This is a genomic window from Spirillospora sp. NPDC052242 (genome assembly GCF_040679555.1).
Lineage (GTDB): Bacteria > Actinomycetota > Actinomycetes > Streptosporangiales > Streptosporangiaceae > Spirillospora.
In genome coordinates, this window is record NZ_JBFAUZ010000042.1 from 49328 (window position 1) to 63997 (window position 14670).

The window sequence follows — 14670 nt, forward strand, 5'->3', positions numbered from 1 at the left end:
TCAGCCCGTCGCCGGCGCGGTCATGCAGTCGGACTTCAGTTCGCCGCTGCCCACGCTGTTTCCGGAGGGGCCGGAGAGCGGGGCGCTGGCGAATTCGCCGTCCTCCAGCTTGTAGACCCAGAGGCAGTTGATGGCCGGGCCGGGCTTTCCTTCGGTGTAGGTGATCTTCTGCGCCAGCAGGCCGCCGAGGTCCTCGTCCTTGATCGTGTGCAGGCCGGTGACCATGTCCTTCCGCGTGGGCGCGTCGGGCAGCTTCGCCCCCGCCTTGCGGGTGAGTTCCAGGGCCGACCAGGTGGAGGTCGCGGAGGGCGTGGCGTAGTCGGCGTCGGGCGCGTACTTCTTCATCGCGTCGCGGAACTGCCGGACCTTGGGGTCGTCGGCCCACCAGGGGAAGCCCTGCAGCCCGCCGACGAGCTTCGCGTTCGGTGTGCTGGTGATGTCGGCGTTCACCGCGCCCGCGGTGACGCCGAAGTGCCCGCTGTATCCCTGGCCCATGCACTCGGAGATGAGCTTGCTGCCGGCCGCGGGGGCGATCGAGATCTGGATGAGGTCGGCGCCCATGTTCTTCAGCCGCAGGCACTCCGCCGTGTAACTGGCGGCCGTCGTGGACGCGGCGACCGAACCGACGTACTGCACCCCGTGCTGCTGGGCGAGCGGACCGTAGAGACCGACCGCCTCCTTGCAGGCCGCGATCTCGGCGCAGTAGACGGATGCGAACTTGCTCGCGCCGACCGCCTTGGCCGAGGCGACCTGAACGGCCACCGTGGTGGGGAACGCCTGCGGACCGGTGGGGAAGTAGTTGGGCTGCACGGTCCAGATCTTGGTCTGGTAGCCGGTGGAGCCGATGACGGGGACGTCCTTGCCGCCCAGTACAGAGGCCACGGGCTGCTCGGTGTTGGGCGCTTCGATGGTGATCGACAGGATCTCCGGATCGGCCAGCAGCTCCTGAGCCGCCGCCGAAGCGGTCGCGCCGTCGCTCTTGTCGTCCTTGACGACGACCTTCACCGGATGCCCGGCGATTCCCGGACCCGCGTTGACCCAGTTCTGCCAGGCGAGTGCGGCGTCGGCCGCGCTCTTGCTGGAGGAGGAGCTCGCGCCGGTCTGCGACACGAGAAGGCCGATCTTGATCTCGGACTTGGTGAGCTCGGGGTTGACCGTCGCGGTCTTGGCGCCGTCCTCACCGCTGCAGGCGGCGAGGACGAGCGCGGACGCGGCGGCACAGGTGATGCCGGCAAGGCGACGTGGTCTGGTCATGGTGGGGACTCCCTCGCGCGTGAGACCGCTGAGAAGGGTGGGGTGGGCAGCCGGGCACGGCTTCGATGCACGTACCGGGGGAGCGCGTGTGAGGAAGGTAACAGTGCAACAAGGTGAAGTAAAGAGATTGGTTATATATTTCAGCTGTATAGCGAACCGAAGGCGACTGCGGAGGAGGGCGTCATGGAACGGGCACAAGAGGGGAAACCGCGGCTGGAGGCGGCTTCGCTGCCGAGGCGGGGCACGAGGATGCGCGGACGCGTCGCTCTCGTGGCCGGTGGTGGCGGCGGGCCCGACGCGGATTTCCTGGGTACGGGTGCCGCCATCGCCCTGTTGCTCGCGGCGCAGGGGGCGGTGGTGGGAGTCCTCGACCGCGACGGGTCCCGTGCGGACCGGACCTGCGCTCTCATCGGCGAGCAGGGCGGCCATGCGATGCCCTTCGCCGCCGACGTGACGGACGAGGAGGCCGTCGAGCGGGCCACGGCGGATCTTGTGGCGTCCACGGGACGGCTGGACGTTCTGGTGAACAACACCGGCGTGACCGGTGGGGCGATCGACGCTCCCGATCTACGTGAATGGGACCGCGTCATGGCGGTCAACCTGCGCGGATGCGCGGTCACGAGCCGAGCCGCGCTGCCGCATCTCCGCGCGGCAGGGGGAGGCGCCATCGTCAACGTCTCGTCGGCCGCCGCGATTCGCGCCTTCGGCAGTGGCGCCTATGGGGCGTCGAAGGCGGGGGTCATCGCGCTGACGCGGGACCTTGCGTACTCCTGGGGACGTTACGGGATACGGGTGAACTGCCTCGTTCCCGGTCATCTGCACACCCCGATCGGTGATCACGGCGGTTCCGAGGGGCGTGATCTGCGCCGGAGGGCTAATCTGCTGGCCACCGAGGGGACGGCCTGGGACGTCGCCTGGGCCGCGCTCTTTCTCGCCGGCCCGGAGAGCTCATGGATCACCGCGGCCACGCTTCCCGTCGACGCCGGTTCGACCGCCGCCACGACCTTGGGGCTACTGCCCCTGCTGTGATCCGGAAGTCGGATCCGGGCACGGGCCGGCGGTGGGGGCGGGATCTTCGCGTGGACGTCGCCGAAGGCCGCCGCGGTCCACGGTGGGACCGCGGCGCTTCGGCAGCGTCACCCGGAGAGCGGCCGGCGCCGGAGCCACGGGCCGGATCAGCCGGTCAGCACGGTCAACGCGTTGTCGCGCAGGAACTTCTTGCGGGCTCCGTCGCCGAGGCCGGCGACCTTGTCGTAGTAGTCCTTGGGGTCGGCGAGCCCCTCGGCGTGCGGCCAGTCGGATCCCATCACGAGCGAGTCCACGGTTCCGAGCCGGTCGGCCAGGGCGATGATGTCGTCCTCGGGGTAGGGGACCACCTTGACGTGCCTGTGGAAGACGTGGCTCGGGCGCTCGGCGAGCTGGCCGCCGAGCCAGACGCCGTTGCGGCCCATGCCGCGGCTCTTGTCCATGTGCTTGAGGAAGTGCGGCACCCATTCCGCGCCGAACTCGCTGACCACCACGTTGATGTTCGGGTAGCGGCCGAAGAGGTTGTCGAAGATCAGGGCGGAGAGGGTGTCGGTGATGGGGCGCTCGCCGTAGGTGTTCTGCCACTGCCAGGCGGAGAACTGGAAGGGCGGCACGAGCCCCCAGCCCCAGTGGGAGGCGACGTTGGCCTGGTAGTGGAACTCCGAGATGTGGAACGCCACGTTCGCCTTGGCCTCGTTGATGCGGGACCAGAACGGGTCGAAGTAGGGGTCGCCCGGCGAGCGGCCGTAGGCCGGCCCGGCGGGGAGCAGGATGAACCGGGCGCCCGCGTCGAGGACCGCTTCGAGTTCGGCGACCGCGTGGTCGAGGTCGCGGAGCGAGAGCATGGCGGGGGCGTAGATCCGGTCCTTGTAGGCGAAGCCCCAGTCCTCGTTCATCCACCGGTTGAACGAGCGCAGGTTGTCGTAGAGCGGCTCGACGCCGTCCAGGTACGCCTCGGCGAGCAGGCCCCAGCCGCCGGGGTACATCAGCGCGCGCTCGATGTCCTGCTCGTCCATCTTCGCCAGCCGCGCGTCCCGGTCGAGGTACTCGTCCCTGAAGTCCTCGAAGAAGCGCTCGGCGTCGGCGGTGTCGCCCTGGGAGCGCTGCCGGAGCATCTCGGCGAGGGAGCCCGGCACGTAGGCCTTGTCCAGGTTCTTGTGCTCCAGGGCGTTGATGATCTTGTGGTTGGCGAGCAGGACCTGGTCGCCGGAGGCGAGCTTCACCAGCTGCACCGCGGTGTCGAGCTTGTCCTTCGGCATGAAGCGGGTGAAGCAGTCCGTCGTCTCGTACGAGTGCGTGTCGAAGTCGATCATCCGGTAGGGGAGTGCGCCGCTCATCGGCCGTCCTCTCGTGGTGGGTGGGTCTCTCCCCCTAATATAGCTATATAAATACAACTCGCTAGCTTTCACTTCATGGGCTGGCGCGCCAGGAACGAAGAGGTGATGGCACATGACGGCGATCGACGTGGCGGCCCTGCTCGTACGGGCGGTTGTAGGGGTGACGATGGTGCTCCACGGTTGCAACCATCTTTGGGGTGGCGGTGGAGTGGCGGGTACCGCCGGCTGGTTCGCCTCGCTCGGCATGCGGCCGGCCAAGGTCCACGCGCTGCTCAGCGGAGTCGGTGAGATCGCGGCGGGAACCGCCCTGGTGGTCGGCCTTGTCGCGCCGCTCGCCTGTGCGTTCGTGGTGGGCACGATGGTGGTGGCGGGCGTCACCGCGCATCGCAAGAACGGCTTCTTCATCTTCCGTGACGGTTACGAGTACGTGCTCGTCATCGCGGTGGCCTGCGTGGCCCTCGCGCTGCTCGGCGCGGGGACGGTGTCGGTCGACCGGATGCTCGGGATCGAGGACGACCTTCGCGGCGGACTCGGCGCGGCGATCGCCATCGTCGGCGGTGTGGGGGGAGCGGTGCTCCTGCTCGGCGCGAGCTGGCGCCCGAGCCGCGCGGCGGGCTAGCGGTGCGACGCCCACAGGTCATCGGTTTCGCTGAATCAGTTGACTGATTTAACGTTCTCGTCGCATGATGTGGGTGGCCTGCATCACATCAACGCCCTGCGGCCGCGTTCTGCCTTGGCTCCGGCCGTGCGAGCGCCGCCCGCACGGCCACCGGCGCCGCTCGGAGCGACCTTCCCGAGCCCATGACGAGGAGGGCCCTTGCCGGAAGACAGATACCTAGAACCAGCGGTGGAGACGATGTCTCGGACGGCGCTCCGAGAACTCCAGGAGAAGCGTGTCCTGGATTTGGTGCCCGCCGCCTACGAGAACTCGCCGTTCTATCGCGAGCTCTGGGACTCCCACGGGGTGCATCCGCGGGACATCTCGTCCTTGGAGGACTTCCGGGAACGCATTCCGTCCTTCGGGAAGGACGTCCTCCGTGCCTACCGGGCTCGCACCGGGGACCCCTTCGGAGGGCTGCTGCACGTCCAGCCCTCCGAGCTGAACTCGATCACCTCCAGTTCGGGGACGACGGGCGATCCGGAGTTCTTCGCGGAGATCTGGGACGGGGCCCCGCCACTGGTCACCGCGCAGCTGCGGGATCTCTGGGAACTGGGCCTGCGGCCGGGCGACCGGGTCCTGAGCCCGCCCGGGACGTTCCGGAACCTCATGGATTACGGCTACCACGCCCTCGGCGCCGTCGTGATCTCCACGAACACCTGGTTCGGGCGCATGCGGGAGACGCTGGAGGCGGTCCGGCGCTACCGGCCCGCCTACATGCAGCTGATGTACCCGCAGCTGGTCGAGCTGGAGCACATGGAGAAGGAGTACGACCTCAAGGAACTCTTCTCGTCGCTCAAGGGCGCCTCGTGCGCCGGGCAGCCGATCAGCCCGCGGATGCGGCAGAAGGTGCAGAACGAGTGGGGCGTCGAGCTCTACGAGTACACCAGCGCGGCGGACACGGGGACGGCCTGGGAATGCCGAGAGCACGACGGTTTCCACCTGTGGGAGGACACCGTCTTCGCCGAATGCCTGAACCCCTCCGGCAATGAACCGGTCGAAGAGGGACAGATCGGCGAGCTCGTCGCCACCGATCTCGACAACCGCGCGGCGCCGCTCATCCGCTATCGCAGCGAGGACCTGGTGCGGGTGTCGAACGAGACCTGCGGCTGCGGCCGGACTCACGGGCGCATGTGGGTGTCGGGGCGACGCGGTGACGAGACCCTGGTCGGCGGCAGGCCCGTCGTCCTGGGCGACGTGTGGCAGGCCGTGGAGGCCGAGCCGGAGACCGTCGCGGGCGTGTTCCAGATCGTCCGGCCGGCGCGGGAGGTGGACCGGCTCCTCGTGCGCGTCGGCTACGACCCGTTCCTGACCACCGACACCGCCGATCTCGCCGATCGGCTGCGGGCGGGCATCGGCGGGCGGACCGGAGTGGAGCCCGAGCTGGAACTGCATACCGAGGAGGAGCTCATGCAGACGGTGCGGAGTGTGGCCAAGTTCCCGAGGGTGGTGAAGCGGTGATGGCGCGTCAGGAGACGCTCTCCCGGGCCTGCATGCTCGATCACCCGCCCATCGCCTATCTTCTCGCGGTTCCCGGGCCGGAAGGCGCCGTCGACTGCGAAGTCGGCTGGGACGACCTCGCGCGTGACGCCGCCTGGACTCAGGAACGGCTCGAGGCGCACGGGCTGAAGCGCGGCCAACAGGTGGCCGTCAGCTTCTCGGGCCATGAAGGCGTCTGGTTCCAGCCGGTCATCGAGGCGCTCCGCAACCTGGGCGTCGTGTACGGCAGCGTGGAGGCGATGGGCTGGGACCACGTGCGCACCAGGGTCTTCCATCGCGAGCTCGACCTCCACGCCATCCTCGGTCTGTCCGGGGAGACGCTGGAAGCGCTGAGCGGCCAGGTCATGATCGGTGACCTTCTCCGGGACACCCCGGTCATCCTGGCCCGCCCGGAAGGCGCCGAACGCCTGCGCAACGCCGGAGTGTCCGCAGCGGTCCTCTCGACACTGGGACCCGCCCTGGCCATCGAGTGCCCCGAGCGCGCCGGAGCGCACGTCAACCGAGCGGAGTGGACGGTCGGCGAGCGGGAGGGCCGTCTGGTCTTGATGGCCGCGGCGGTGCGGACGGCGGCGGGACGAGAGTTCGTCCTGGAAACGCGGGGGACGGTACGCACCGAACGCTGCGCGTGCGGCAGCGACGATCCGCGCGTGGTGTTCGCCTGAGGAGCGTTCGGACACCCGCGAACCGGCGCCGTGATGTGGACATCCCTGCCACATCACGGCGCCGTCGTCTTGCCCGGAGATCCGGTGTCGACGACGCGTGAAAACTGGCTCTGGCACACATTCCGTGAAGGTGCTGGTCCGGTAGGTCACGGTTCGGGCGTTCTGGCCGGTAGCCGATGTCGTGATCGCGAGCATCGCGGGTGTGTCGATCAAGGAACTGGTGACCGTACTGCTTCCTCACCTGGCCCGTGTGTCCGTGGAGGGGGTGACCCGCTGCGGAGCCTCGGTGCGGATCATGGCTCGGACCACGACGCGTGAGGCCGGATGCCCGGGGTGCGGGACGCGGTCGCGGCGTAGGCACAGCCACTACGAGCGGCGGCTGTCCGACACCGCGGTCGGCCGGCAGGAGGTGCTCATCCATCTGCGGGTTCACCGGTTCCGGTGCGGCAACGAGGCCTGCGCCAGGCGGACCTTCGTCGAGCAGGTTCCGGGCCTGACGGTCCGCTACGGCCGCCGCAGCACCGGAGCCGGGGAGGCGTTGCGGGCGATCGCGCTGGCGCTGGGCGGCCGGGCGGGTGCCCGCCTGGCCGGACGGCTGGCGGGCTCGGTGGGCCGGACGACGCTGAACCGCCTGATCCGCGCTTTGCCCGAACCCGCCGCACCAACACCGCGTGTGCTGGGCGTGGACGACTTCGCGCTGCGCCGCGGACACGTCTACGGGTCGATCCTCATCGATATCACCTGCGGCCGGCCGGTCGAGGTCCTGGCCGACCGGACCGCCGACACCCTGGCCGCCTGGCTGCGAGCACATGCCGGTGTCGAGATCGTCTGCCGGGACCGGGCCGGAGCCTATGCCGAGGGGGCGTCGCCCGGGGCGCGCCGGAGGCGATCCAGGTCGCCGACCGCTGGCATATGTGGCGGAACCTCGGTGACGCCGTCGAACGGGCAGTGGCCCGGCATCGCCACCACCTTCACGTCCTCGCAGAACGGGAGAACGGGCCCGACGCGCTACCCGGCCCGCGCACCTCCCGTTCCCCCGAAGGCAGAAACGACCGGGTCGCCGTCCGCACCCGGCAGCGCCACGCCGCCGTCCACGACCTGCTGGCTCAGGGCGGCACCATCATGCGGATCGCCGACGAGCTGCAGCTCAGCCGAAACACCGTCCGGCGGTTCGCCCGGGCCGCCGACCCCGACCTGCTCTTGGTCCACAACGGCACCGGCCAGCGCACCAAGGACATCGAGGCCTACGACGCCTACCTGCGGCAGCGCTGGAACCAGGGATGCACCAACGCCCGGCGGCTCCACGCAGAACTACGCGAACGCGGATACCGCGGCGCCCTCACCACGGTCCGGCAGCACCTCCAGCCCTGGCGGACCGGCCCGCCCGCGCCGGCCGCCCCGCGGCCGCCGACGGTCCGCCAGGCCACCGCCTGGTTCCTGAGCAACCCCGCCCACCTGGACCCCGGTGACCGGCACCGCATCGACACGCTCTGCGCCACCTGCCCGCAGCTGGCCGTGCTGCGCGATCGAGTCCGCGAGTTCGCCGAGATGATGGTCCACCGCCACGGTCGGTGGCTCGAGACCTGGATGACCGCCGTTGCCGGTGAGGACCTGCCCGAACTGCACTCCTTTGTCACCGGGCTGCGCCGCGACCAGGACGCCGCCACCGCCGGGCTCACCCTGCCCTACAGCTCCGGCCCCGTCGAAGGACACGTCAACCGGATCAAAATGATCAAGAGACAGATGTACGGCCGAGCCAACCCCGACCTCCTGCGCAAACGCATCCTCCTGGCCGACTGACACGGACCCGCTTCACGGAATGTGCGCCAGAGCCAGGATTCGGCCGTCGTTGACAATCCGGCCATCGCGGCCGGCGGCTTCAGGCACGGGAAGGCCCGCCGCGGGCGCGGCGGGCCGGGGACGTGCGAGGGTCAGAAGCCCGAGATCAGAAGCCGAGGCGTTCCAGGAAGCGCTCGTGAGACGCGGCCGGGCCGCCGAAGAGCAGCTGCGAGGACTTGGCGCGCCGGAAGTACAGGTGCGCAGGGTGCTCCCAGGTGAAGCCGATCCCGCCGTGAACCTGGATGTTCTCCGCCGCGGCGAACATGTACGCCCGTGAGCAGCACACATGGGCGGCGCTAGACGCCACCGCGAAGGCCGCCTCGTCTCCCGTGTCGGCGATCTGCGCGGCCTCGCGCGCACTGGCGCGGGCCAGCTCGACCTGGACGAGCATCTCGGCGCACTTGTGCTTGACGGCCTGGAAGCTGCCGATCAGGCGGCCGAACTGCACCCGGGTGCCCGCGTACGCCGTCGCGCTCTCCAGGCAGCGCTCGGCCCCGCCCGTCTGCTCCGCGGCGAGACCGGCCGTCGCCAGGTCGAGAACGCGCGCCATCAGCCGGCCGCCCGCCCCGTCGGTCCCCACCAGACGGGCCGGAGTGCCTTGGAAACGGAGCCGCGCCATGGCCCTGGTCGGGTCGAGCACCTCCAGCGGTTCCGCGCTCAGGCCGGTGGCGGCACGGTCCACGGCGAACAGCGACGGCCCGGCGGTCGTCCGCGCGATCACGAGGAGAAGATCGGCCGATGCGCCATCGATGACGAACGACTTCGTGCCGGTCAGCGTCCATCCGGCGACGTCGTCGCCTTGCCGGACCGCTCGCGTCTCCACCTGCACGGGGTCCCAGGCCCCGGTCTTCTCGCCGACCGCGAGCGCGGCGGTCGTCGTGCCCGCCGCGATCCCGGGGAGGAGTTCCGCGCAGGCCTCCCGGTCACCGGAGGCCAGCAGCGCCTGCGCGGCGAGGACCACCGTCGCGAAGAACGGAGAGCACAGCAGGGCTCTGCCCATCTCTTCCAGCACCGCCGCGAGCGCCACCTGGCCGAAGCCGTCCCCGCCGTACTCCTCGGGAATGATCAGGCCGGGCAGACGCAGTTGTTCGGCCATCTGCGCCCACACCTGCGGGTCGTACCGCGGCTCGGTCTCGATCACCTTGCGGACGGCCTCCTCCGAGGACTTGGCCTCCAGGAAGCTCCGCACGGAGGAGCGGAGCTCGCCGAGCTCCACCTCGGAGAGTCGGACGATGCCGGTCATGCCGCCCCCTCTCCGGTGGCCGAACGACGCAGTTCGCGGAACGGCGAACGGGTGTCGATGCCCGGCTCCTTGGGAAGGCCGAGCACCCGTTCGGCGAGGATGTTCTTCATGATCTCCTCCGTTCCTCCGAGGATCCGGAGCGCGGGTGTCGCGAGCAGGAGCTCCGACCACGCGTAGGTCCCCCACTCACCCGAGTCGGCGATGGCGCGGGGACCGAACACGTCCGTCACCAGATGCGCCGCGCGCGTGAGATTCTGTGCGTACATCAGCTTCGACACCGACATCTCGGGGCCGGGCGTCACCCCGGCCCGCATCCCGCGCAGCGCGCGTGCGTTGAGGTGCTCGGTCGCCATGACGTCCGCCAGCAACTCCGCGACCTGGGCCCGCACGGCGCGGTCGTCCAGCGTCCAGCTGGCCCGGAGCACCGCGTAGAGCCGTTCGGGCGTCAGGGCGGCCGCGGCCGGCCCGCCGTCGTCGCCCCCGACGGTGGCGCGCTCGTTCATCAGCGTGGTCATCGCCACCGTCCACCCGCCGTCGACCTCGCCCAGGCGGTGGTCGTCCGGCACTCGGACGTCGTTGAGGAACACCTCGTTGAAGTCCGCCCCGCCGGTCATCTGCCGCAGCGGCCTGACCTCGACGCCGGGAAGGGTCATGTCCACCAGGAAGGCGGTGATCCCCTTGTGCTTCGGGGCGTCCGGGGCGGTCCGGGTCAGCGCGAGGCCGAGCCTGCTGTGGTGCGCCACCGAGGTCCAGACCTTCTGGCCGTTCAGCACCCACGCGTCGCCGTCCCGGACGGCGCGCGTCCGCACGCTCGCCAGGTCGGAGCCGGCCTCCGGCTCGCTGAACAGCTGGCAGGCGATCGCCTCGCCACTGTACATCGCGGGGAGCCACCGCTCCTTGATCTCGTCCCGGGCGTGGGCGAGGATCGTCGGCCCGATCATCCCCAGGCCGACCACGCTGAGGACGCCGGTGTCGGGGACGTCGTACTCGGACTCGATCGCGTTGTAGACCATGTCGTGGACGGGGGTGAGGTTCCGGCCCCCGTACTGCTCGGGACCGGTGATCCAGCCGAAGCCGTTCTCGTATCTGGTGCGCTGCCAGGCCCGCGCCTCATCGATCTTGCGTCGCTCCTCTTCGGGCGGGTCGGAGCTGAAATATGCCATCCGGTCGTCGCCCGTGCCCCAGGCGAACTCACGGGCGCCTCCCTCGCGCGCCGCGGCGCCGGGAGCGTGCGCCTCGAGGAACGCCCGGACCTCCGCCGTGAACGACTCGAGGTCGGGGACGCCGGCTTCCTTGTCATGAGCCATCGGTGTGCTTCCTGAACGTCGTGTCGACCTTGCGGTCAGGTGGAAAGAACGGTGACGGCCGAGACGCCCGGAGCGCCGTACAGGTGGGTGTAACCGACTCTCGGCGTCCCGGGGACCTGACGGGCTCCGGCCGTGCCGCGGAGCTGGTGCACGATCTCGTGCACCTGCCGGAGTCCCGAGGCGCCGATCGGTTCCCCGTTGCCGATCAGTCCGCCGTCGGTGTTGACCGGCAGGCGGCCGCCGGGCTCGGTCGCGCCCTCGGCGATGAGGCGTTCCTGCTCGCCGTCCTTGCACAGCCCGTTCTCGGCCATGTGAATGATCTCCGAGCCGGCGTCGGTGTCCTGCAGCTGGGCGATGTCGACGTCCTCCGGCCCGATCCCGGCGGCCTCGTAGGCGGCGCGGGAGGCGTCCACGGTGGGGCTCGGCGCGTGCTCGCCGAGCGGCATCGCCGGGCTCTGGACCTCGAAGGCTCCCGCTCGCCGGCTGCGCAGCACGCTGGCCCGGACCCGCACGGGCTTGTTGGAGGTGTACTTGTGGGCCTGATCCGCGCGGCACATGACGACGGCGGCGGCGCCCTCGTCCGGACCGCAGTACATGTACTGCCGGAGCGGGTAGTTGAGCACCGGAGAGGCGAGGATTTCCTCCTCCGAGAGCGGCGTGCGCCGCCAGGCCTTCTCGTTGCCGGAGGCGTTCCGGAAGTTCTTCGCCGCGACCCGTGCGAGCGTCCGCTCGGTGATGCCGTGGTCGTGCATGTAGCGGTTGATCTTCATGCCGAAGAAGTGGGTGGTGAGGAACATGCCGGTCTGGCCGTACCAGTCCGGCAGGCCCGCCACCGAGGGATCGGCCGCGAACGCACCGCGCGGATGCTTGTCCATGCCGATGGCGATGGTGAGATCGTGCTCGCCGGTCTCGATGGCGTTCGCCGCCATGGAGATCGCCGTTCCGGCGGTGGCGCACCCGTTGAAGACGCCGCGCAGCGGGACGCCCGTCAGGCCGAGACGGCCCACGATCGCGTCGGGATTGGCCACCTCCAGGCTGCCGATGAAGCCGCCCTGGATCTGCGGCCACCGCACCCCGGCGTCCGCGAGCGCGGAGCGCACGGCCTCGGCTCCCATGTCCATCGCCGACTTGCCGGGGAACCGGCCGAAGGGGTGCAGCCCCACGCCGATGATCACGGCTTCCATCACGCCTCCTCGGTGGCGCCGACCGGCGCGAACGCGAACGTCAGGATCTCGGTGCCGTCGTCCGCCACGCTGTACGGGACGACGACCATGCGCATCGGCTGGCCGATGCGCAGTGCCTCGGGGTCGGGCTCGGTGAGCCGGGCCTCGACCAGGATGTCCTCGGGAAGCTCCACGTAGCCGACGGTGTACGGCCGGAACGTGTCGGCCGTGTCGTTGCCGTCGTACGGCGGGGACGGGGGGCGGAACCCCTGGGTGGTGAAGGTCCAGAGAGTCCCTCGGTCCGAGAGCAGCCGGCGCGTGGCCTCCGCTCCGCCGCAGCGCGCGCAGTGGTCGGCCGCGGGGAAGGCGACCGTTCCGCACTCGGCGCACTGCGAGCCGATCAATCGTGGTTCGTCCGAGGGCCAGGTGAACAGCTCCTCGGCGACGGGCCTGGTCTTCGTCATCGACCACTCCTTCGTTCCGGGCGGGGCCGGCGTGCGCCCTGGCCGCAGCGTAGCCCGAAACAGTTAGATATGTAAATTAGTTCTACTTTTGAATCGATCGGAGCATCACAGGTCCAGGGGGTTCTTCCGCCCGACCGCCTCGAAGTCGGGACGCCGCTTCTCCCGATGCGAGGCCACCCCCTCCAGCACCTCGGGACCGCCGAAGCCGAGGAACTCCAGCCCGAGGGACGCCTCGAAGATCGGCGAAGCGCTCCGGTACCAGTGGTTGAGGGAGCGTTTGGTCCAGCTGATGGCGCTCGTGGCTCCGGCGGCGAGGGACGTGGCGAGCCGGAGGCCCTCCTCCTGCACCCGGTCGTCCTCGACGCACTTGGACACCAGGCCGATGCGCTCGGCCTCCTCGCCCGTGAGGGTCTCGCAGGTGAGCAGGTAGTACTTGGCCTTGGCCATCCCGCAGAGGAGCGGCCAGCAGATGGCGGCGTGGTCGCCGGCCGCGACGCCCAGTCGGGTGTGGCCGTCCACGATCTTCGCCGTGCGTCCGACCACCGAGATGTCGGCCATCATGCCGATCACGAGGCCGGCCCCGACCGCGGGGCCGTGGATGGCCGAGATCACCGGCTTGGAACAGTTCAGGACGCCGTACACCATGTCGCGGGCCTCGCGCATGACGCGCACGCGCACCGCGTAATCGTCCGCCATGTGCTCGATGGACTCGAACGTTCCTCCGGCGGAGAACGCCTTGCCCGCGCCCTGCACCAGCACCGCCCGGGTCTCCTCGTCCCGGTCGATCACCGGCCAGACGTCGGCGAGTTCACGGTGCATCCGCGGATCGACGGCGTTGAGGTTGGGAGCGTCGAGGACGAGCCTCAGCACGCCGGGGGCGGGGCGGTCGAACTTCAGGGCCGTGAAGTCTGCGTACGTGACGGACATGGCACTCCTTAGTCGGGGGAGCGGAATGGGGGGACGGACTCAGGGCTGGGCCGGGCGCGGTTCGCGGGGCAGCCCGAGGACCTTCTCGGCGAGGATGTTCCGCTGCACCTGGGACGTTCCGGCGTAGATGGTCCCGGAGCGCGCGATGAGGTAGGTCGTCGACCAGGAACCCGAGGAGTTGGCCGCGCCCGGATCGTCGGTGCGATACGTCCGCAGTGGCGGCCGACCGGCCGGTACCTGGGCGTGCATGCCCATGATGTCCATGGCCAGCTCGGTGACCTTCAGGTGGTACTCGCTCCAGTAGAGCTTGGCGATGGAGGACTCGGGACCGGGCTCCGCGCCCTTCAGCCATCCGGTCAGGATGCGGTTGCCGAGATGGCGCATGATCTCGACCTTCGACCAGCACCAGGCGATGCGCTGCCGGATCACCGGGTCGGTGTCCTTGCCGTAGGTGCGGGCGAGCTCGATCAGGCGTTCCAGTTCGGCCTTGAAGAGGATCGGATTGGTCGCGGCCTCCTCGCCGCGTTCCACGCCCAGCAGGCTCTGCGCGACGGTCCAGCCGTTGTTCACGCCGCCCACGACCAGGTCGGTGCGCGTCCGGGCCCCGGTGAAGAACACCTCGTTGAAATGCACCTGGCCGCTCATCATGCGGAACGGGCGCACCTCGACGCCGGGCTGGTCGAGCGGCACCAGCATGAAGGAGATGCCACGGTGCTTGGAGGCGTGCTGATCGGTGCGCGCCAGCACGAAGATCCAGTTGGCCTCGTGGGCTCCGGAGGTCCACACCTTCTGCCCGTTGACGACCCACTCGTCGCCGTCCCGGTCGGCGCGGGTCGTCAGGGAGGCGAGGTCGGAACCGGCATCGGGCTCCGAGTACCCCTGGCACCAGACGTCCTCGCCGCTGAGGATGCGGGGCAGGAAGCGCGACTTCTGCTCTTCCGTGCCCCACTTGAGCAGCGTGTTCGCCAGCATCTTGACGCCGAAGGTGTCGTGGGGGAGCCCGAACGGGACACCCGCCAGCGCAAGCTCCTCCATGAGGACGACCTGGTGGAGTTTGGTCAGTCCCCGGCCCCCGTACCGCTCCGGCCAGGCGATGGACAGGTACCCGCGCTCGGCGAGCAGGACGCGCCACTTACGGGCGAACTCCCACGCCGGTTCCTCGTCCAGCGAGCCGATGCCGGCCCAGTCCGCGGGCAGGTGCTCCGAGAGGAACTCCTTGACCTCCGCGCGGAACGCCTCGGCCTCGGGAGGATAGGAGAGGTCCACGGCGCACCTCCTTAGTAGTTAGAT

The 14670-nt window shown here is 69.9% G+C and carries 13 protein-coding genes and 1 pseudogene; 6 read left to right on the forward strand and 8 right to left on the reverse strand.

Going from position 1 to position 14670, the window contains the following annotated elements; all coding sequences use genetic code 11:
• The gene (locus AB0L25_RS29685) at positions 1–1254 is read right to left on the reverse strand and encodes an ABC transporter substrate-binding protein (RefSeq protein ID WP_500176025.1); all 1254 of its coding nucleotides are present in this window, start codon (positions 1252–1254) and stop codon (positions 1–3) included.
• 183 nt (positions 1255–1437) lie between these two features.
• On the opposite strand from AB0L25_RS29685, the gene AB0L25_RS29690 reads away from it, so the two are divergent.
• Positions 1438–2283 (forward strand): SDR family NAD(P)-dependent oxidoreductase, encoded by an 846-nt coding sequence (locus AB0L25_RS29690; RefSeq protein WP_500176026.1) that lies wholly within the window; start codon positions 1438–1440, stop codon positions 2281–2283.
• Positions 2284–2429: 146 nt separating this feature from the next.
• Here the strand turns inward: AB0L25_RS29690 and AB0L25_RS29695 are convergent, their stop codons facing one another.
• On the reverse strand, positions 2430–3617 hold the full coding sequence (locus tag AB0L25_RS29695; protein ID WP_500176027.1) for an amidohydrolase family protein: 1188 nt from the start codon (positions 3615–3617) through the stop codon (positions 2430–2432).
• Positions 3618–3729: 112 nt separating this feature from the next.
• Here AB0L25_RS29695 and AB0L25_RS29700 point away from each other — a divergent pair, with 112 nt between their 5' ends.
• The 5 genes and pseudogenes from AB0L25_RS29700 to AB0L25_RS29720 all read left to right on the forward strand — a co-directional run bounded on the left by AB0L25_RS29700 (position 3730) and on the right by AB0L25_RS29720 (position 8237).
• Positions 3730–4236: a DoxX family protein gene (locus tag AB0L25_RS29700; RefSeq protein WP_500176028.1), complete on the forward strand. Its 507-nt coding sequence runs from the start codon at positions 3730–3732 to the stop codon at positions 4234–4236.
• A 228-nt stretch (positions 4237–4464) separates the two neighbouring features.
• Positions 4465–5736, forward strand: a complete 1272-nt coding sequence (locus tag AB0L25_RS29705) for a phenylacetate--CoA ligase family protein (protein WP_500176029.1) — start codon at positions 4465–4467, stop codon at positions 5734–5736.
• Positions 5736–6437 (forward strand): hypothetical protein, encoded by a 702-nt coding sequence (locus AB0L25_RS29710; protein ID WP_500176030.1) that lies wholly within the window; start codon positions 5736–5738, stop codon positions 6435–6437. The genes AB0L25_RS29705 and AB0L25_RS29710 overlap by 1 nt, the downstream gene beginning before the upstream one ends.
• Positions 6438–6732: 295 nt before the next feature.
• Positions 6733–7290, forward strand: a pseudogene (locus AB0L25_RS29715) (transposase family protein); the annotation flags it as partial.
• Positions 7291–7559: 269 nt separating this feature from the next.
• Positions 7560–8237 (forward strand): ISL3 family transposase, encoded by a 678-nt coding sequence (locus AB0L25_RS29720; RefSeq protein WP_500176053.1) that lies wholly within the window; start codon positions 7560–7562, stop codon positions 8235–8237.
• Positions 8238–8382: 145 nt separating this feature from the next.
• On the opposite strand, the gene AB0L25_RS29725 is transcribed toward AB0L25_RS29720, so the two are convergent.
• The 6 genes from AB0L25_RS29725 to AB0L25_RS29750 all read right to left on the reverse strand — a co-directional run bounded on the left by AB0L25_RS29725 (position 8383) and on the right by AB0L25_RS29750 (position 14646).
• Positions 8383–9519 (reverse strand): acyl-CoA dehydrogenase family protein, encoded by a 1137-nt coding sequence (locus AB0L25_RS29725; RefSeq protein WP_500176031.1) that lies wholly within the window; start codon positions 9517–9519, stop codon positions 8383–8385.
• The gene (locus AB0L25_RS29730; RefSeq protein WP_500176032.1) at positions 9516–10826 is read right to left on the reverse strand and encodes an acyl-CoA dehydrogenase family protein; all 1311 of its coding nucleotides are present in this window, start codon (positions 10824–10826) and stop codon (positions 9516–9518) included. The genes AB0L25_RS29725 and AB0L25_RS29730 overlap by 4 nt, the downstream gene beginning before the upstream one ends.
• 35 nt (positions 10827–10861) lie before the next feature.
• Entirely contained in the window at positions 10862–12010 is a 1149-nt protein-coding gene (locus AB0L25_RS29735) for a thiolase family protein (RefSeq protein WP_416499696.1), read from the reverse strand.
• The gene (locus tag AB0L25_RS29740; protein WP_416499695.1) at positions 12010–12453 is read right to left on the reverse strand and encodes a Zn-ribbon domain-containing OB-fold protein; all 444 of its coding nucleotides are present in this window, start codon (positions 12451–12453) and stop codon (positions 12010–12012) included. Before AB0L25_RS29740 ends, AB0L25_RS29735 begins: the two co-directional genes overlap by 1 nt.
• A 105-nt stretch (positions 12454–12558) precedes the next feature.
• A complete protein-coding gene (locus AB0L25_RS29745; protein ID WP_416499694.1) occupies positions 12559–13380 on the reverse strand; it encodes an enoyl-CoA hydratase/isomerase family protein in 822 nt (273 codons plus the stop codon).
• Between the two features lie 39 nt (positions 13381–13419).
• Positions 13420–14646, reverse strand: coding sequence for an acyl-CoA dehydrogenase family protein (locus AB0L25_RS29750; RefSeq protein WP_500176033.1), 1227 nt, complete (start codon positions 14644–14646; stop codon positions 13420–13422).
• Between the last annotated feature and the right edge of the window lie 24 nt (positions 14647–14670).